The organism is Paracoccus sigandri (assembly GCF_003709565.1).
GTDB classification, from domain to species: Bacteria; Pseudomonadota; Alphaproteobacteria; order Rhodobacterales; family Rhodobacteraceae; genus Paracoccus; species Paracoccus siganidrum.
Window position 1 is genome coordinate 233,681 of sequence record NZ_QNRC01000003.1, and the last position, 17,536, is coordinate 251,216.

16 protein-coding genes are annotated in these 17,536 nt (G+C 67.7%); 11 read left to right on the forward strand and 5 right to left on the reverse strand.

The window, feature by feature from the left end; translation table 11 throughout:
- Window positions 1–10: 10 nt before the first annotated feature.
- From C9E82_RS03975 to C9E82_RS03990, 4 genes are read right to left on the reverse strand one after another with little or no spacing between them, the layout of a single operon-like run.
- Window positions 11–1,120, reverse strand: a complete 1,110-nt coding sequence (locus tag C9E82_RS03975; RefSeq protein ID WP_170162033.1) for an iron-containing alcohol dehydrogenase — start codon at window positions 1,118–1,120, stop codon at window positions 11–13.
- Complete coding sequence (locus C9E82_RS03980) at window positions 1,117–2,028, reverse strand: dihydrodipicolinate synthase family protein (protein ID WP_119897487.1); 912 nt, start codon at window positions 2,026–2,028, stop codon at window positions 1,117–1,119. Before C9E82_RS03980 ends, C9E82_RS03975 begins: the two co-directional genes overlap by 4 nt.
- The gene (gene pdxA / locus C9E82_RS03985) at window positions 2,025–2,975 is read right to left on the reverse strand and encodes a 4-hydroxythreonine-4-phosphate dehydrogenase PdxA (protein WP_119897488.1); all 951 of its coding nucleotides are present in this window, start codon (window positions 2,973–2,975) and stop codon (window positions 2,025–2,027) included. Before pdxA ends, C9E82_RS03980 begins: the two co-directional genes overlap by 4 nt.
- Window positions 2,972–4,159 carry a sialidase family protein gene (locus tag C9E82_RS03990; protein WP_119897489.1) on the reverse strand — a complete coding sequence of 396 codons (1,188 nt, stop codon included), beginning with the start codon at window positions 4,157–4,159 and terminating at the stop codon, window positions 2,972–2,974. Before C9E82_RS03990 ends, pdxA begins: the two co-directional genes overlap by 4 nt.
- A gap of 245 nt (window positions 4,160–4,404) precedes the next feature.
- Between C9E82_RS03990 and C9E82_RS03995 the strand changes: the two genes are divergently transcribed.
- The 8 genes from C9E82_RS03995 to C9E82_RS04025 all read left to right on the forward strand — a co-directional run bounded on the left by C9E82_RS03995 (window position 4,405) and on the right by C9E82_RS04025 (window position 12,795).
- Window positions 4,405–5,286 (forward strand): DMT family transporter, encoded by an 882-nt coding sequence (locus C9E82_RS03995; RefSeq protein WP_240643483.1) that lies wholly within the window; start codon window positions 4,405–4,407, stop codon window positions 5,284–5,286.
- A gap of 28 nt (window positions 5,287–5,314) precedes the next feature.
- The gene (locus tag C9E82_RS04000; RefSeq protein WP_119897491.1) at window positions 5,315–6,817 is read left to right on the forward strand and encodes an ABC transporter substrate-binding protein; all 1,503 of its coding nucleotides are present in this window, start codon (window positions 5,315–5,317) and stop codon (window positions 6,815–6,817) included.
- 53 nt (window positions 6,818–6,870) lie between these two features.
- Complete coding sequence (locus C9E82_RS04005) at window positions 6,871–7,785, forward strand: ABC transporter permease (RefSeq protein WP_119897492.1); 915 nt, start codon at window positions 6,871–6,873, stop codon at window positions 7,783–7,785.
- A gap of 3 nt (window positions 7,786–7,788) precedes the next feature.
- Window positions 7,789–8,703 carry an ABC transporter permease gene (locus C9E82_RS04010; RefSeq protein WP_119897493.1) on the forward strand — a complete coding sequence of 305 codons (915 nt, stop codon included), beginning with the start codon at window positions 7,789–7,791 and terminating at the stop codon, window positions 8,701–8,703.
- Complete coding sequence (locus tag C9E82_RS04015; RefSeq protein WP_119897494.1) at window positions 8,696–10,318, forward strand: ABC transporter ATP-binding protein; 1,623 nt, start codon at window positions 8,696–8,698, stop codon at window positions 10,316–10,318. Before C9E82_RS04010 ends, C9E82_RS04015 begins: the two co-directional genes overlap by 8 nt.
- Before the next feature lie 266 nt (window positions 10,319–10,584).
- Window positions 10,585–10,749: a hypothetical protein gene (locus tag C9E82_RS24370; RefSeq protein ID WP_170162034.1), complete on the forward strand. Its 165-nt coding sequence runs from the start codon at window positions 10,585–10,587 to the stop codon at window positions 10,747–10,749.
- Between the two features lie 136 nt (window positions 10,750–10,885).
- Window positions 10,886–11,401, forward strand: a complete 516-nt coding sequence (locus tag C9E82_RS04020; protein ID WP_119897495.1) for a hypothetical protein — start codon at window positions 10,886–10,888, stop codon at window positions 11,399–11,401.
- 212 nt (window positions 11,402–11,613) lie between these two features.
- Window positions 11,614–12,795 carry an OpgC domain-containing protein gene (locus tag C9E82_RS04025; RefSeq protein WP_205962150.1) on the forward strand — a complete coding sequence of 394 codons (1,182 nt, stop codon included), beginning with the start codon at window positions 11,614–11,616 and terminating at the stop codon, window positions 12,793–12,795.
- Window positions 12,796–12,834: 39 nt separating this feature from the next.
- Here C9E82_RS04025 and C9E82_RS04030 read toward each other — a convergent pair whose 3' ends face one another.
- A complete protein-coding gene (locus tag C9E82_RS04030; RefSeq protein ID WP_119897497.1) occupies window positions 12,835–13,845 on the reverse strand; it encodes a substrate-binding domain-containing protein in 1,011 nt (336 codons plus the stop codon).
- Between the two features lie 217 nt (window positions 13,846–14,062).
- Between C9E82_RS04030 and C9E82_RS04035 the strand changes: the two genes are divergently transcribed.
- The 3 genes from C9E82_RS04035 to C9E82_RS04045 are packed head-to-tail and all read left to right on the forward strand — an operon-like array spanning window position 14,063 to window position 17,519.
- Window positions 14,063–15,412, forward strand: a complete 1,350-nt coding sequence (locus tag C9E82_RS04035) for a uracil-xanthine permease family protein (RefSeq protein ID WP_119897498.1) — start codon at window positions 14,063–14,065, stop codon at window positions 15,410–15,412.
- The gene (locus tag C9E82_RS04040) at window positions 15,412–16,812 is read left to right on the forward strand and encodes an amidohydrolase (protein ID WP_119897499.1); all 1,401 of its coding nucleotides are present in this window, start codon (window positions 15,412–15,414) and stop codon (window positions 16,810–16,812) included. Before C9E82_RS04035 ends, C9E82_RS04040 begins: the two co-directional genes overlap by 1 nt.
- Window positions 16,809–17,519, forward strand: coding sequence for a sulfite exporter TauE/SafE family protein (locus C9E82_RS04045; RefSeq protein ID WP_119897500.1), 711 nt, complete (start codon window positions 16,809–16,811; stop codon window positions 17,517–17,519). Before C9E82_RS04040 ends, C9E82_RS04045 begins: the two co-directional genes overlap by 4 nt.
- Window positions 17,520–17,536 lie beyond the last annotated feature (17 nt).

Sequence of the window (17,536 nt, forward strand, 5' to 3'; positions counted from 1 at the left end):
GGTTCGCGCCTCAGAAAGCGGCGCGGTAGATGGCCAGAACCTCCTCGGGCGTCATGTCGCGGGGGTTGTTGTCCATCAGGCGGCGGATGGCATGGGCGTCCTGGGCGAAACGCGGCAGCTGGTCCTCGGTCGCGCCATGCGCGGACAGCCGCATCTCGACCCCCAGATCCGCGCAGAAGGCATGGGCGCGGGCCAGCAGATCGCCTTCGCCAAGGCCCAGAGCGGCCACGATCTCGGCGGTCTTGGCCTGGGCCACGGGTTCGTTGAAGGCCAGCACATGCGGGAAGATGATCGCATTGGCCAGTCCGTGCGGCAGGTGCAGCAGCGTGCCAAGCGGATAGGCCAGCGCATGCCCCGCAGCCGTATTGACCGGGCCAAGGCAGATGCCGCCGTAGAAGGATGCCAGCATCATCCCCTCTCGCGCCTCGGTATCCGAGCCGTCGCGGACGGCGCGTGCAAGGTAGCGGCCGACGAGGTCGATCCCCATGCGCGCAAAGCCGTCGATCACCGGATGGGCATTCTTGTTGGTGAAGGCCTCGACGCAATGGGCCATCGCGTCGATCCCGGTCGCCGCCGTCACCGCAGGCGGGACCGAGAAGGTCAGCTCGGGGTCCAGCACCGCCAGGTCGGCGATCAGATGCGGGCTTTCCACCGCGATCTTGTTGCCCTTGCCGGGATCGGTGATCAGCGCGCGGATGCCCGCCTCGGACCCGGTGCCCGCCGTGGTCGCGATCTGCACAAGGCCGGAGCGGCGACCCGAGACCCGGTTCGGCCCGGCGACGTCGGCCAGCGATTGCTCGCCGTCCCACATCGCCGCGACCAGCTTGGCCACGTCCATGACCGAGCCGCCGCCAAGCCCGATCACCAGGTCGGGCCGGGCCTCGCGCGCTGTAGCAATGGCGGCGTCAAGCGTGGTGATGTCGGGCTCGCCCGGAATGGCGTCGAAGACCGAGACCCGGCCCGCAAGCCCCAGCCTGTCCGCGAAACCGGCGGTATGCGGGCTGGCGATGACCAGAACATTCCGCGCGTCATGCGCCCATGCGCCGACGCGGGCCGAGGCGCCCGCCCCGATTTCCAGCCGTTTCGGCTGATGCAGGGTGATGGTGCGGCTCATGCTCATGCCTTGCCCTCCAATTCGTCCATGACGGCCCAGACCTTCGCGGCCTCGCCTTCGGACAGGGGCGAGAAGGGCGGATGCACGTTCATCCAGCCCATGTCGCCGCGGCGCCTGGCCAGCATGGTCTTGACGGTGGGAAGCTGGGTGTAGCTGTTGGTCAGGTTGCGCCACGCGACGATCACGTCCTGCGCGGCCTTCACCTCGGCGGCCTTCGCCGGGTCGTTCCAATGGTCGTAAACCACCCGCAATTCCCGTGCGACGAGGTTCGAGCTGGCGGTGATGCAGCCCGCGCCGCCGCCCTGCAGGACCGGCAGCAGCAGCGGATCGGCCCCGGCCAGCACGGCGAAACCGGGGAAGCGGGCGGACATCGCGTGCATGTTCTCGATCTTGCCGTCGCTGTCCTTGATGCCGACCACGGTGTCAGGGAAGGCTTCGACCAGCATCGCGATCAATTCGTGGCTGATCGGCACGCCGGTCAGCATCGGGATGTGATAGAGGATCACCTTCAGCCGATCATCCGCGACCTTTTCGATGATCGAGGCATAGAAGCGGAACAGGCTCTCGTCGCTGAAGGCGGTGTAATAGAAGGGCGGCAGCAGCACCACGCCCTTGACGCCCGCCTGCACCGCGTGGCGGGTCAGTTCGACCGCATCCGTCACCGCGCAGGACGAGGTGCCGGGCAGCAGCTGGTCGGGCCGGGTGCCGCCCGCGATCGCGGCTTCCAGCAGGTCCATGCGCTCGCGCACGGAAAAGCTGTTCGCCTCGCCGGTCGAGCCCAGCATGGCGATGCCGTGGCAGCCTTCCTCGATCAGTGCCCTGGCATGGGCGCCGAACAGGGGCAGGTCGGGGGTGCCGTCGGCTTTCAGGGGCGTGGCTGCGGCGCAATAGACGCCCTCGATGGCGAAGCTCATCTCGATCCTCCGGAAACCAGTTTGCGGGCATAGGCGATGGCGGAATTCATGTTGCCGTGATCGGCGACGCCCTTGCCCGCGATATCAAACGCCGTGCCGTGATCGACCGAAGTGCGGTCGATGGGCAGTTCGACCGAGACGTTCACCGCCGTGTCGAAAGCCACCAGCTTGATCGGGATATGGCCCTGATCGTGATATTGCGCGACCACCAGATCAAAGCCGCCGGAATAGGCGCGGTGGAACACGGTATCGGCGGAAATCGGGCCGTGGGCGTCGATCCCCTCGGCGCGGGCGGCGGCGACGGCGGGGGCGATCTGGTCGCCGTCCTCGGTCCCGAACAGCCCGTTCTCGCCGCAATGGGGGTTGATGCCCGCCACCGCGATGCGTGGCGCACTGACGCCGATGCGCTTCAGATGGGCGTTGCCTGCGCGGATCGTCGCCAGCACCCGCTCGGTCGTGGCGCGGGCGATGGCGTCCTTCAGCGAAACATGGGTCGAGACATGGATGACCTTCAGCCGGTCCGATGCCAGCAGCATATAGGCGGCCTTCGCCCCGGTCAGGCTGCGCAACATGCCGGTATGGCCGTCATAGTGATGGCCGGCGGCGTTCAGCGCCTCCTTGTTGATGGGCGCGGTGACGATGCAGCCGATCCGGCCGGCCTGCGCGTCCTGGACGGCGCGCTGGATGAAGCGGAAGGCTGCGTCGCCCGCGACCGGGGACAGTTGTCCCCAGGGCAGGGGGGCGCCGTCATAGTCGATGTTCACCACCCGGTCGGCCAGGTCCAGCTCGATGCCTGCGACCGCCTTCGCGGCCTCCAACGTGGCGCGGTTTCCATAGATCAGCGTCCGCGCCCGGTCCTCGGGCGGCATGTCGGCCAGCGCCCTGACGCTGATCTCGGGGCCGACGCCGGCGGGGTCGCCCATGGTGATGCCGATGATGTCGCTCATGCCAGAGCCTCCGAAAGGCGGCTTTCCCAGCCGGGTTGCAGTTGCAGGTATTTGATGGCGCGGCGGTGGTAGGTATAGGCGAGGTGCAGGGTGCCGTCCGGGCCTTCCAGCAGCCAGGGATAGGACATCTCCTTGTTGCGCCCGTCGGTGGAATCGTTCGAGGTGCATGTGCCCGGCCCGTCCTCGACCAGGTAACGCCGCGGGAAGGTTCGCCCGCCGTCGCTGGATATGCAGATCGCCACCGGCGCGCGCCGCACACCCCAGACGGGCACGCAGCCGCCTGCGGGATCGGCGTCGGGGCGGTCGTCGTCCTCGCCCAGCTCGTCATACAGCGAGGCGCGGCGGTCGGGCGACATCGCGGCATTGACCGGGTTGCAGATCATCGCGATCCGCCCGTCGCGCAGGGTGATGGCGGCGATCGAGGAATTGTTGTTCGGCACGTCCGTCGCCACCGGCGCGGCCCAGCTGTGCCCGCCATCCGCGCTGTCCGAGCGGTGGACGAAATCGGACTGGCGGCGGCGATAGAAGGCGGCCATGCGCCCTTCGCCCAGATCGACCGGGCTCATATGGACCGAGCCGACAGAGTCCGGCACGTCCTGCAACCGCCAGCTTTGCCCGCCATCCATCGAGACGCCCATCGCGGCGGTGTCGTGGCTGCCGTTCCATTTCTGGCCGGGGCGCTGGACGCAGCGGAAAATCGGCAGCAGCCAGGCGCCGTCACCGCGCAGCCGGACCGGGGCGCGCACGAAACAGCCGCGCGGCAGGTCCAGGAAGCGCCCCTCCTTGGCGGTGATCGCCACCCCGTCGCGGCTGAGCGCCGCCATGCGGATGCGGCACTGGTCCTGATTGCCCGAGGGCTGCGAGGTGTGAAACAGCCACAGCCCGCCATTGGGCGCGGCGAAGATCACCGGGTTCTGCTCGGAATGGCCGGGATCGTGGCTGAGCCTTTGCGCGGGTCCCCAGGCATCCGCGCCGGGCAGCAGCACCGAGGCATGGATCGAGATGTCCGACTTGCCCTCCAGCGTGCCGCCGAACCAGGCGCAGATCAGCGCGCCGTCATCGGCCAGCGACAGGAAGGCGGCATGATTCTGCACCATGGGCGAGGGCAGGAATGCCTGCTGCATCCCCTCCGTTGCGCTGGTCAGGCGCCCGTCCATGCGCTGCGCGATATCCTCTGGTCGCATATGCTTCTCCTGCGTCGAATTGACGGGAAGACAGCGCATAACGAAAGCAGTTGTCAAGTTGAAAGATAAAAAACTGAACGGATACGTTGCGCGTGATGTAAATTAATATAGTAAAAACAGATATATAAATGCAAGCATCCTGAGATCATGATCTTCTGGAGATTTTTTATTGACAAAATTGATGACCTGTCCGATGGTTCGGCAACCGTGCTGGAGGAGTGTCGGCGCGGGTTTTCGGAGGGGGCATGGCCTGGACGGTTGCACGAGGCGGGACAGCGATGCTGGCGGTCGGGCTGGCGGCGATGGGTGCCGCGCTTTCTGCCGTCGATGCCGCCATCGTGCGGCAGCTGGACGGCGGCGTTCATCCGATGATGATTGCCTTCACCCGCGCCCTGTTCGGCGCGCTGGTGGTTCTGCCGATGGCGGTGATGCGGCCCTCGGTGCTGGAATCGGCCTATCCGCTGCGCCAGCATCTGATCCGTGCGGCGCTGAAGCTGGTTGCGCTGGTCGCATTCTTTGCCGCCTTCGCGCGGGGACCGCTGACGGATGTGACGGCCATCGCCTTCACCTCGCCGATCTTCGTGGTGCTTGGCGCCTCGCTGATGCTGGGCGAAAGGCTGGGCGGGATGAAGATCCTGGCTGTCGCCACCGGCTTTTGCGGGGCGTTCCTGGTGGCCGGGCCGGCCGGTGCCGGCCTGACGCCGGCGATCGGCTTCGCGCTGATCGGGGCCGTGGTGCAGGCGGTGATCCAGCTGATGCTGAAAAGCATGTCCTCGGGCGACCGGACGGCGACGCTGGTGATCTGGAACCTGCTGCTGACCGTCCCGCTGGCCTTCCTGCTGGCGCTGCCATTCCTGACCATGCCGAGCGCCGGACAGCTGGGCCTGCTGGCGTTGCAAGGCGTTCTGGGCGCGGGCTGCATGGCGCTGATGACCCATGCCTTCAGCCTGGCCGATGCGTCCATCGTCGCGCCGGTCGATTTCCTGCGGCTGCCGCTGGTCGCCGTGCTGGGCTATCTGCTGTTTTCGGAAGTGGCGAAGCCCTCGGTCTGGATCGGCGGCGTGCTGATCTGCCTTGCGGCCCTGATCGCGTCCCGCGCCTCGCGCCGCGCAAGAACCGTCGAATGAATTGATCCGATATCCACGGGAGGAACGAATGATCAGAAGATCCTTGATATGGGGGACGCTTGCCGCCGCGACGATGCTGACCCCCGCTTTCGCGCAGGACAGCACCGTCCGCATCGTGCTGAACGAAGAGGTGGACCTGCTGGAGCCCTGCATGTCCACGCGCTCGAATATCGGGCGGGTGACGCTTCAGAACATCAACGAGACGCTGGCCTTCCTGGACCTGCGCCAGGGCGGCGGGTTGCAGCCGAAGCTGGCCGAAAGCTGGGAACAGCTGGAGGATGGCTCCTGGCGCTTCCACCTGCGGCAGGGCGTGACCTTCTCCGATGGGACGGGTTTCGACGCGCGCGACGTGAAGCATTCCTTCGACCGGGCGATGGACCCCTCGATCACCTGCGAGGTGCCGCGCTATTTCGGCGGTATGACCATCGAGGCCGAGGTGGTGGACGACCATACCATCGACTTCAAGGCCGATCCCCAGCAGCCGATCCTGCCCCTGCTGCTGACCCTGATCTCGATCGTGCCCGAGGAAACCCCGGTCGAATTCGTGCGCGAGCCCATCGGCACCGGCCCCTATACCCTGACCGAATGGACGCCGGGCCAGCGCATCGTGCTGAGCCAGCGCGACGATTACTGGGGCGAGACGCCCGCGGTGACCGGGGCGACCTATCTGTTCCGGGCCGATCCTGCGGTCCGCGCGGCGATGGTGGCGACGGGCGAGGCCGACATCTCGCCCTCGATCGCGGCGCTGGACGCGACCAATCCGGCGACCGATTTTTCATACCTGGACAGCGAGACGGTCTATGGCCGGCTGGATCACTCGGTCGCGCCCTTCGACGACCTGCGGGTGCGCAAGGCGCTGAACCTGGCCATCGACCGCGAGGCCTTCATCGGCACGCTGGTCCCCGAGGGCGCGCTGCTGGCCAGTGCCGTCTATCCGCCCCCCACGCTTGGCTGGAACGAGGCCGTCGAGGTCTGGCCCTATGACCCCGAGGAGGCCGCGCGCCTGCTGGAGGAAGCCAGGGCCGATGGCGTCGCCGTCGATACGCCGATCACGCTGATCGGCCGCACCGCGAACTTCCCCAACAACGTCGAGATCCTGGAAGCGGTCCAGCAGATGCTGCAAGAGGCGGGTTTCACCGTCCAGCTGCAATTCTACGAAGTGGCCGAGTTCGAGGACCTGTATTCCAAGCCCTATCCCGAGGGGCGCGGGCCGATGGTGGTCGTCGCCATGCATGACAATTCGCGCGGCGATCCGTCCTTCTCGATGTATTTCAAATATGCCTCGGACGGGCGGCAGTCGGGGATCAGCGATCCCAAGGTCGACGACCTGATCAACCGCGCGCAGGCCGCGACCGGGGACGAGCGCGAGGCGCTGTGGAAAGAGCTGCACGCCTATCTGCACGACGATGTGGTGGCCGACCTGCTGCTGTTCCACATGGTCGGCTTCAGCCGCGTGAACGAGCGCCTGGACTGGACGCCGACGATGGCGACGAATTCGCAGCTTCCGCTGGCGGATATCGCCTTCAAGTGACCTGACAGCCGGGCGGGGGCCATCCCCGCCCAAACCGACCGGAGCCTTCGGCCATGATGAGTTTCATACGCAAACGCGCATTCGCCAGCCTGATCTCGCTGATCCTGCTGGTCGTCGCCGTTTTCTTCCTGTCGCGGCTGACGGGCGATCCGGCGGCGCTTTACCTGCCCTCGGAAGCCTCCGAGGAGATGCGCCGGCAGTTTCGCGAGATACACGGGCTGAACGATCCGATCCTGGTGCAGTTCGGCCGCTATGTCTGGGACCTGCTGCATCTGGATTTCGGCGATTCCGTGCGCCGCGCGCGCCCGGCCTTCGAGGTGGTCAGCGAAGCCTTCCTGTGGACGCTGCAGCTGGCCGTCATCACCATGACGCTGGTGACGGCGGCGGCCATCGTCGTCGGCTCTCTGGCGGCGTTCCGGGTGGGCGGGTTCTTCGACCGCATCGCCTCGCTGACCTCGCTGATCGGGGCTTCGGCGCCGGATTTCTGGGTGGCCATCGTCGCCATCGTGGTCTTTTCCGTGGGGCTGGGCTGGCTGCCGACCTCGGGGACGGGCAGCGTCTGGCACTGGATCCTGCCCATCGGCGTGCTGTTCATCCGCCCCTTCGGGCTGATCGTGCAGGTGGTGCGCGGCTCGATGATCAACGCGCTGTCCTCGGCCTATGTGAAGACCGCGCGGGCCAAGGGCGTGAGGACGCGCCCGATCATCTTCGTCCACGCGCTGCGCAACGCCATGCTGCCGGTCATCACCGTGATCGGCGACCAGGCGGCGGCGCTTCTGAACGGCGCGGTGGTGATCGAGACGATCTTCGGCTTTCCCGGTGTCGGCAAGCTGATGATCGATTCCATCCTGCAACGCGATTTCAACGTCGTGCTGGCGGCGATCATGATCACTGCCATCGCCATCTTTATCATGAACCTGCTGATCGACCTGGCCTATGCGCTGCTCGATCCGCGCATCCGGTACTGAGCCATGACCAGCATCGACATCATCCCCGACGAGCCGAAGCCGCTGGTCCGTTTCGCCCGCATGCTCTGGGCCGACAAGTTCGCGCTGGCGGCGGTGCTGTTCCTGACGCTGGTGCTGGTCCTTGCGGTGATCGGGCCGACATGGCTGGGCGAGGTGGCGCAAAAGCAGAACCTGCGCGGGCGCAACGCGCCGCCGTTCGAGTGGGAACGCGGCTGGCTGTGGATCCTGGGCGCGGATGCGCTTGGCCGCCCGCTGCTGGCGCGGATCGTCGTCGCGACCCAGAACACGATGATGGTGGCAGGGGGCGCGGTGTTCTTCTCGGCCCTGATCGGGACGGTGCTGGGGCTGGTCGCGGGCTATGCCGGGCCGCGCACGGGGCAGGCGATCATGCGGCTGGCCGATGTGATCATGTCCTTCCCCTCGCTGCTTCTGGCGGTGGTGGTGCTGTATATCCTGGGGCCGTCGATCCTGAACCTGGTGATCGTCCTGGCGATCACCCGCATCCCGGTCTATCTGCGCACCGCCCGCGCCGAGGTGCTGGAGGTGCGGGAACGCATGTTCGTCCAGGCCGCCAGGGTGATGGGCGCCTCGCCCCGGCGGATCGTCTTCCGCCATATCCTGCCGGTGGTGCTGCCGACGCTGATGACCATCGCCACGCTGGACTTCGCCTTCGTGATGCTGGCCGAAAGCTCTCTGTCCTTCCTGGGCATCGGCATCCAGCCGCCGGAAATCACCTGGGGGCTGATGATCAGCCAGGGGCGGCAATATCTGACGACTGCGTGGTGGCTGTCCTTCTGGCCCGGCCTTGCGATCATCCTGACCACGCTGTCCCTGAACCTGCTGTCCGGCTGGATGCGCATCGCGCTGGACCCGACCCAACGCTGGCGGCTTGAAATGAGGGGGCGCAGGAATGGCTGAGCCGATGTTGCAGGTGAAAAACCTGTCGGTCGAGTTTCACACGGCGGCGGGCACCGTCCGGGCGGTGAAGAATGTCAGCTTCGATCTGGACCGGGGCGAGACGCTGGCGATCCTTGGCGAAAGCGGCTCGGGCAAGTCGGTGTCGTCCTCGGCGATCATGGACCTGATCGACATGCCGCCGGGCCGGATCACCAGCGGCCAGATCATCTTCGAGGGCCGCGACCTGCTGAAGCTGAGCGCCTCGGAACGCCGCAAGGTCAACGGCCACAAGATCGCGATGATCTTCCAGGACCCGCTGAGCCATCTGAACCCGGTCTATACCGTCGGCTGGCAGATCGTCGAGACGATGACCGCCCATGGCATGTCCCGCCCGCAGGCGCGGGCCGAGGCGCTGCGGCTGTTGGGCCGCGTCGGCATCCCGGACCCCGAGGGCTCGATGGGGAAATATCCGCACCAGTTCTCGGGCGGGCAGCGCCAGCGGCTGATGATCGCGATGGCCTTGGCGCTGAAGCCCGACCTGCTGATCGCGGACGAACCGACGACCGCGCTGGACGTGACCGTTCAGGCCGAGGTCCTGGCCCTGCTGGAGGAATTGCAGCAGGAAACCGGCATGGGCGTGCTGATCATCACCCACGATCTTGGCGTCGTGGCCGAGATCGCCGACCGCGTGGTGGTGATGAATGCGGGCGAGGTGGTCGAGACCGGCGATACGCGGCAGGTCTATCGCAACCCCGCCCATCCCTATACCCGCAAGCTGATCGGCGCGGCGCCCGGCAAGGGCGCGATGCACGACCCTCTGCCGTCGGCCGAGCCGGTGCTGTCGGTGCGGGGTGCGCGCAAGGTCTATGGCGATTTCGCCGCCGTCGAGGATGTCTCCTTCGACCTGATGGCGGGCGAGACCCTGGCCATCGTCGGCGAAAGCGGCTCGGGCAAATCGACCGTGGCCAAGATGCTCTTGCGGCTGGAGGAACCGACCGGCGGCCAGGCCCTGTGGAAGGGACAGGACCTGTTCGCCATGCCGGAACGCCAGCTGTTCGCCCTGCGCCGCGACTTGCAGATGGTGTTCCAGGATCCGACGCAAAGCCTCAATCCGCGCATGACCGTCTGGCAGCTGATCACCGAGGGTTGGGTCATCCATCCCGGCATCCTGCCCCGGTCGAAATGGAAGGCTCGCGCGGCCGAATTGCTGCACCAGGTCGGGCTGAAGCCCGAGATGGCCGGGCGATACCCGCATCAGTTCTCGGGCGGGCAGCGCCAGCGCATCGCCATCGCCCGCGCGTTGGCGCTGGAGCCGGAACTGATCATCTGCGACGAGGCGGTCTCGGCGCTGGACGTGTCGGTCCAGGCGCAGGTGATCGAGCTTCTGGACGGGCTGCGCAAGTCCCTGGGCATCGCCTTCATCTTCATTGCCCACGACCTGCCGGTGGTGCGCGACTTCGCCGATCACGTCATGGTCATGCGGAAGGGCAGGGTGGTCGAGGCAGGCACCGTGCGCCAGATCTTCGACAACCCGCGCCAACCCTATACGCAGGCGCTGCTGGCGGCGGGACTGGACCCCGACCCGGACGTGCAGGCCGAACGCCGGGCCGCGCGCCTGGCGATGGCGGCAGGCTGAAAGGTCGCCGGGAACTGCCCGGCTGCCGCGTGACAGGCGGGGTCCTGCTTGCCGCTGTGCTGCCGCCCTGGCGAGGATCCGCACATGGCGGCATTGTCCCTGCCGCGAGTTGCCCGGCAATTGGGCGGGCGCGCGTTTTCAGCGGGTTCCCTTCACGGGGATCGGGGGCGGTGGTTGAAAAACTGCGGGGATGCGCTTTGGTTGAGCCTGTGCCCGGACCCGATCCGGGCAGTTCCGCGCCTGACCTCATCGGAGAAGACCCGCAGATGGATGACGCCCTGAAAGTCCTGATCGCCTTCGCCCTTGTCGCCGATATCGGCTTCGGCCTGCTGTGGTCGAGGATCGACCATGATGCCCGCCGCCTGGCGATCGAGATGACCGAATTGCAGCGGCAGGTGATCGTGGCGCAGGCGCGCGTCGCTGCCGACTGACCGTGCCGGGAGAGGGGCCGCAGCTGCGGCCACCGTCACGCGGGAACGCCCTGCACCAGCCGCAGCCGGGTCGTTTCGGGCTTGCCGGCGCGGGCGCGCAAGGCAAGATGGGCGGGCCAGAACCGGGAAAACCGCCATGCATTCCTTCCCCTGCCTTCCGGCCCTTGCGCTGCTGGCCCTGTCAGGCGCTGCCCTGGCCGATTGCCGGGACGAGACGCTGATTTCCTGCGACATCGGCGATGGCCGGCATCTGGAGGTCTGCATCGAGCGGGGGAATTCGCCCGGCGAAGGCGCCTTCACCTATGCCTTCGGCCCCAGGGGCCGGCCGGAACTGACCCTGCGCGAGGAATTCGCGGCCGGCACCGCCATCCCCTGGAGCGGCGTCGGCAGGGCGATCTGGGAGGGCGTTGCCTTTCGCAGCGGTGGCCATGTCTACGAGGCATGGCACAGCGTCGACCGGCTGCAGGAGGATCCCCTGCCGGAGGCCGGCGTGACGATCCTGCGGGGCGAGTCCTTCCTGGCCTCGCTGTCCTGCGGGGGCGGGCCGGGGACCGTGATCGCGCCCCTGTTCACCATCCATGACGCGATGACGGCGGCGGGCTTCTGCCGCGACCTGGCCCGCCATGAATGGCGGCGCGACGGCTGCGGCTGAGACCGGGCCGGTCCGCCCGCGCGCGGGACCTGCCGTGGAACTGCCCATCGCGGCAGGCGAAGAACCGCGCCACGACCGCCGCGCAGGGGACCTGAACGGATTGTGATGAAGCCGGCGGCAGGCCCGCGCGTTGCCCCTCGTGACCGCGAAACCACAGAGCGAAACCACAGAGCCGAAGGGACCCGATGCAGCGGCTGGAGATACTGGATGGCATGCGAGGATATTTCCTCGTCTTCATGATGCTGAACCACCTGACATTCACCGGCGGCTATCTGCTGGTCAAGTTCAACCATGGCGAGCTGGGCTATGTGCAGGACGCGCAGGGCTTCGTGTTCCTGTCGGGGATGCTGGTGGGCATGGTCTATGCGCGGCGCATGCTGAAAGAGGGCTATGCGGTGGGCGCCCGGCAGATCCGCAAGCGGGCGATGGACATCTACCGCTATGCCGCCGGATCGCTGCTGGTCATCATGGCCCTGGGCCTGGTGCTGACGGAATCCGCCACCTATTGGGAACCCTGGCTGTGGCAGCTTGCAAGCCATGATCCCTTCTATGCGGTGGCCTCGCTGCTGCTGGTCTACCAGCCCACCTACATGGATATCCTGCCGCAATACATCATCTACATGCTGGTGGCGCCGCCGCTGGTCTGGCTGTGCGTGACCGGGCGCTGGAGGTGGGTGGTCGCCTTCTCGGCCGTGCTGTGGGTGACGGTCCAGCTTGGGCTGCACTATCCGCTGGCCGGCGGGATCCGCGCGCTGCTGGACCAGGTCCACGAAGGCCGGATGCTGCGCACCGCCTTCAACGTGCTGGGCTGGCAGATCGTCTTCATGACCGGCCTGGTGCTGGGCGCGTTGACCGTGACCGGGCAGATCGACTGGAAGAAGGCCTTCGCGCGGCAAGGCGCGGCGGTCCTGGCATGGGCGGCGCTGGTCCTGGTCTTGTGCTTCATGGGCATCCGGCTGGGCTTCACCTTCAAGCTGATGCCCGAGGACATGGCCGAACAGATCAGAAGCCTCGACAGCCGGGTCGAGTTCAGCTTCATCTACCTGGTGAACTTCATGGCCACGGGCTATCTGGTCGCCTGGACGGTGATCGCCGGCGCCGAGGCGCGGCACCGGATCGTGCGGGCCCTGGGCCAGGGGTTGCGCTGGATCTTCAGCCTGTCCTTCCTGCGCCTGATCGGCCGGCATTCGCTTCAGGTCTATGCCTGGCACGTGATCGTCATCTATCTGCTGAAGGGCGTCGAGCATCACTATGGCCCCTTCAACGAATGGACCAAGACGGCGATCGCGCTTCTGGCGATCGCCTCGCTGGCCATCCCCGCGCTCTACCGGGAACGGGCGGGCCCGTTCGGCTTCCTGCAACGCGGTGCCGACGCCTCGGCCAGGCGCAGGTGAGCGACGCGATGGGAGCAATGCCGGCGGGTAGCCTTGCGGTCAGCCGGCCGGTGCCGTCGGGTCCGAGGATCGGCGGACGACCAGCCGGGGCCGTGGCGCCATGACATTGGCGGGCGTGCCGTCCAGCCGCGCCAGCAGCAGTTCCACCGCCAGGCTGGCGACCTCGGCCAGGCCCAGGTCGACCGCCGTCAGGCCGGGCCTGGCCAGCTTGGCGCGCAGCCCGTCATATCGGGTCGCCAGGCGCAGGTCCTGCGGCACCCTGCGGCCCGCCGCATGGGCGGCGGCCAGCGCGCCGCTGGCGAAGGCGTCGACCGGCACCAAGAGCCCGTCCAGATGCGGAGACGCCGCCAGCAGGTCCCGCGTCGCGTCCTGCGCGGCCTGTTCGCCGCCGTCCTCGTCCAGCCGGACGATCCGCGGGGACATGCCGCCTTCGTCGCAGAAGGCGACATAGGCGGCCTCGGTCTCCAGCTGCGAGGTCCGGTCGGCCGCGCCGACGATCAGCGCGACCTGCCGGCTGCCCATGTCGCGCAGGTGGTCCAGCATCATCCGGGCCGTCTCGTGCGAGCGCAGGTCGACCGCGGGAATATCCGTGCGCCCGGCGACCTTGCCGATCGAGACGATGGGCGTGTGCCGTGCCTCGAAATGCGCGATCAGCGGGTCCTTCGAGGTCGGCTCGACCAGGATGACGCCGTCGAAGCCGAGCGAGGCGAGGTTCGATTCCGGCGCCAGCGGCGGGATCAGGCACAGCGCGATATTGCGGGTCAGCGCCGACATCGCCGCCGAGGCCGCGATCTCCATCAGAAAGCCCAGCCGCGAGGGGCCGGCGGCGACCGAGAAGGGCATGGACGAGGCGATGGCGATGGTGCCGGTCCGCCCGCTGCGCAGGCCGCGGGCCATGCTGCTGGGATGATAGCCGATCTCGCGCGCCAGCTTCAGGATCCGCTCCTTGGTCTCGGTATCCACCGGGCGGCGGCCGCTGAAGGCATGCGAGATCGTCGTCGGCGAGACGCCGGCGGCCTTGGCCAGGTCGATGATCGTGGGTTTGCTCAAGCCATTTCCCTTGCCCGCGATACGAGCGTCATGGCCCGGATGGAAACACATTCGGGGGGAAAATCGCAAGAGGATCACAAAACGTTTTGCGAGAATCGCCGGAAGTGATATGCAGGACTTTAGCAAAACGTTTTGCTAACCGGACGACACGCCAATCGGAACGATCACGCAGCGGCCGCATGGCCCGAACGTGGCAAGCTCAACGGGGAATGAACGAATGACGACGACAACTCGACTCGCAAGTCCAGGCGATCCGGCTGACGAGCGGCTGCCGCCGCGCAGCCTGCTTCTCTTCGGGTTCCAGCATGTGCTGGTGATGGCGGCATCGCCGATCACCGCCGTGTTCCTGGTGGCGCAGACGCTGAATTTCGACACGGCGCTGACCGTTTCGCTGATCAGCGCGACCTTCCTGATCTGCGGGCTCGGCTCGATCCTGCAAAGCTTCGGGCCGGGCGGCTTCGGCGCGAAGCTGCCCTTCATCATGGTGCCGGGCGGTGCGCCCATCGCGATCTTCCTGGCCATCGCGGTGCAGACCGACCTGCAGACGGCGGTGGGCGCGGTGCTGCTGACCTCGGTCTTTTACCTGCTGGCGCTGCCGGTCTTCCAGCGGCTGCTGCGGTTCTTTCCGCCGATCGTGGTGGGGACGATGCTGCTGCTGGTGGCGGTCAACCTGGTGCGCATCTATGGCGGCACGATCACCGGCAAGCCGGGCAGCGAGAATTTCGCCGATCCGGTGAATGTCGGGCTGGCGCTGGCCACCATCGCGCTGACCGTGCTGTTCGCGCGGATCTTCACCGGCACGCTGCAGCGCATCTCGGTCATGCTGGGGCTGATCGGCGGCACGCTGCTGGCGGCGGCCCTGGGCCGGATCGACATGTCGGGGGTGCTGCAGGGCTCGGTCCTGACGATGCCGCAGCTGTTTCCCTTCGGGATGCCGAAATTCGACATCATCGCCTCGCTGCCGCTGATCGTCTTCTCGGTGATCTCGATGGCCGAGGCCACCGGCCAGACCATCGCCACCGCCGAGATCGCCGGCCGCAAGGGCGATCCGCTGGCCATCGTGCCGCGCACCATCCGCGGCGATGCCGCGGCCTCGCTGGTCGGCGGCGTGTTCGGCACCTCGCTGATCATCACCTCGGGCGAGAATGTCGGCATCGTCCGCGCGACCAACGTCAAGTCGCGCTATGTCACGGCGATGGCCGGGGTGATCCTGGTGGTGATCGCGCTGCTGGCGCCGGTGTCGCGGCTGGCGACGGCGCTGCCGGGGCCGGTCGTGGGCGGCACGGCGGTGATCGTCTTCTCGATCATCGGGGTGATCGGCATCGACCTGCTGCGCCGCGCCGACCTGCGCGAACATGGCGCGATGTTCACCCTGGCCTCGGGGCTGGCGATGGGGATGCTGCCGATCCTGGTGCCGGGCATCTACAGCCAGTTCCCGCAATGGTCGCAGATGATCCTGGGCAACGGGCTGGCCATGGGCACGATCACCGCCGCCGTGGTCAATGCGATGTTCCACTTCGGCGCGCAGAACCACCACGCCGCCGAAACCAATGAAGGGAAGGCCTGATGACCGACAAGCCGCAGGTATTCGACGACACGCAGGACCTTCTGATCCTGCCCGGACAGATGCTGCTGGACGAGGGCACCCGGCCCGGCATGGCGGTGCTGCTGCGCGACGGGCGCTTTGCCGAAGTGGGGCCGGCGGGCGAACTGGCCGCCCGCCACCCGGACCTGCGCCGGATCGAGCTGCCGCAGCACCTGCTGATGCCCGGCTTCATCGACAGCCACACCCATCTGACGCAGTCGCTTGGCAAGTCGCTGGTCTTTGGCGAGCCGTCCGAGATCTTCCGCCGCATCTGGGTGCCGCTGGAGGGCAGCCTGGACGAGCATATGGTGCATCTGTCCTCGCGGCTGGCGGCGCTGGAATGCCTGCGCGGCGGGTTCACCACGGCGGTCGATGCCGGGACGCGTTCGGCCGGGCATATCGGCCGGCTGGTGGATGCGGCGCGCGAAAGCGGGCTGCGGCTGGTGGTCGCGCAGATCTGCAACGACCTGGGCGGGGCGGCGCTGCTGCCCGACCCGGACCAGATCGTGGCCATCGCCGAAGGCCACCTTGCCGCCCATGACGGCGATCCGCTGATCCACCCGTCGCTGGCGGTCTCGATCCCCGAGGTCGGCAGCGACGCGATGCTGCGCCGGATCTCGGCCATGGCGGGCGAGGCGGGGGCGATCTTCCAGACCCATGTGAACGAGCATCTGGTGGCGGTCGAACGCTCGCTGGTCGCCAATGGCCGCCGCCCGCTGGAGCACCTGGCCCATATCGGCGCGCTGGGGCCGCATGTGCTGATCGCCCATGCGACGCTGGTGACGCCGTCCGAGCTGAACATCCTGCGCGATACCGGCACCGCCGTCGCCTATAACCCGGTCGCCTCGGTCTGGAAGGGCAATGCCATCGCGCCGGCCTTGCAGATGCAGGCCTCGGGGGTGCGCTTCGGGCTGGGCACCGATGGCACCCGCGCCGACGGTTTCCGGCTGATGGACGCGGCCGAGGCGCTGCAGCGGGCCGGCTATGGTCTGGCCTCGGGCGACAGTTCCTGCGGCGGCGGCTGGCTGTGGCTGGAGGCGGCCACGCGGATGGCGGCGGATGCCAGCGGGCTGGGTGGGGTGACGGGGCGGATCGCGCCCGGCCTTGCCGCCGATTTCCTGCTGGTCGATCTGGACCTGCCGGAATTCACCCCCTCGCACGACCTGACATGGGAATTGGTGCGCTACGGCAACCGCGACCAGATCGACGCGGTGTTCACCAATGGCCGGCTGCGGCTGTGGCAGGGCTGGCCGGTCGACTGGGACGCAAGGGCGCTGCTGGCCGAGATCCGCGAGGTGACGGCCGAGGCCATCGCCAGCGCGCCGATCCAGCGCATCCACCCGGTCGCCGACCGCCATCGCGCGATGATGGGCGCATCGTGACCGTCGTCACCTTCCTTCTGCTGTCGGCGGTGGTCGGCGCGGCGGCCTTCGTCCAGGGCGCGGTCGGCATCGGCTTCGCGCTGATCGTCGCGCCGGTCCTGGGGCTGATCGATGCCAGCTACCTGCCGGTCACGCTGCTGCTGCTGATGCTGCCGCTGAACTTCCACGTCGCCTGGCGCGAGCGCCACTGGATCGACCGCCGCGGCGCGGGCTGGATCACCATCGGCCGGTTCTTCGGCACCTTCCTGGGCCTTGGCGTTCTGGTCGCACTGACGATCGAGCAGCTGGAGCTGGCGGTCGGGCTGTTCACCGTGCTGGCCGCGCTGGCGGCGCTGGTCGCGCCGCCCTTCTCGCCGGGCAAGGGCTCGGCGCTGGGGGTCGGGCTGTTCACCGGCGTGACCGAGACCGCGACCGGCATCGGCGGCCCGCCCCTGGCGCTGCTCTATCAGCACGCGGCGGGGCCGGTCCTGCGCTCGACCGTCGCCGCCTGCTTCCTGGTGGGCGAGGTGATCTCGCTGGTCATCCTGGCGATCGCGGGCCGGCTGCATGCCGAGCAGCTGCTGGCGGCGCTGATCCTGGTGCCGGCCGTGCTGCTGGGCAGCGCCCTGTCGCAGATGGCGCATTCGCGGGTCAACGGCCCGTTCCTGCGCTTCGCGGTGCTGGCCTTCGCCATCGTCAGCGGGCTGTTCCTGATCCTGAAGCCCTGAGCCAGACCGGCCGGCGG

What these genes read in the sequence shown, in the direction of transcription:
- pdxA (WP_119897488.1), bottom strand. Translation starts at nt 2,975, where the DNA reads ATGAGCGACATCATCGGCATCACCATGGGCGACCCCGCCGGCGTCGGC.
- C9E82_RS24370 (WP_170162034.1), top strand. Translation starts at nt 10,585, where the DNA reads ATGGATGACGCCCTGAAAGTCCTGATCGCCTTCGCCCTTGTCGCCGAT.
- C9E82_RS04005 (WP_119897492.1), top strand. Translation starts at nt 6,871, where the DNA reads ATGATGAGTTTCATACGCAAACGCGCATTCGCCAGCCTGATCTCGCTG.
- C9E82_RS04025 (WP_205962150.1), top strand. Translation starts at nt 11,614, where the DNA reads ATGCGAGGATATTTCCTCGTCTTCATGATGCTGAACCACCTGACATTC.
- C9E82_RS04040 (WP_119897499.1), top strand. Translation starts at nt 15,412, where the DNA reads ATGACCGACAAGCCGCAGGTATTCGACGACACGCAGGACCTTCTGATC.
- C9E82_RS04010 (WP_119897493.1), top strand. Translation starts at nt 7,789, where the DNA reads ATGACCAGCATCGACATCATCCCCGACGAGCCGAAGCCGCTGGTCCGT.
- C9E82_RS04000 (WP_119897491.1), top strand. Translation starts at nt 5,315, where the DNA reads ATGATCAGAAGATCCTTGATATGGGGGACGCTTGCCGCCGCGACGATG.
- C9E82_RS04015 (WP_119897494.1), top strand. Translation starts at nt 8,696, where the DNA reads ATGGCTGAGCCGATGTTGCAGGTGAAAAACCTGTCGGTCGAGTTTCAC.
- C9E82_RS03995 (WP_240643483.1), top strand. Translation starts at nt 4,405, where the DNA reads ATGGCCTGGACGGTTGCACGAGGCGGGACAGCGATGCTGGCGGTCGGG.
- C9E82_RS03980 (WP_119897487.1), bottom strand. Translation starts at nt 2,028, where the DNA reads ATGAGCTTCGCCATCGAGGGCGTCTATTGCGCCGCAGCCACGCCCCTG.
- C9E82_RS04020 (WP_119897495.1), top strand. Translation starts at nt 10,886, where the DNA reads ATGCATTCCTTCCCCTGCCTTCCGGCCCTTGCGCTGCTGGCCCTGTCA.
- C9E82_RS03990 (WP_119897489.1), bottom strand. Translation starts at nt 4,159, where the DNA reads ATGCGACCAGAGGATATCGCGCAGCGCATGGACGGGCGCCTGACCAGC.
- C9E82_RS04035 (WP_119897498.1), top strand. Translation starts at nt 14,063, where the DNA reads ATGACGACGACAACTCGACTCGCAAGTCCAGGCGATCCGGCTGACGAG.
- C9E82_RS03975 (WP_170162033.1), bottom strand. Translation starts at nt 1,120, where the DNA reads ATGAGCATGAGCCGCACCATCACCCTGCATCAGCCGAAACGGCTGGAA.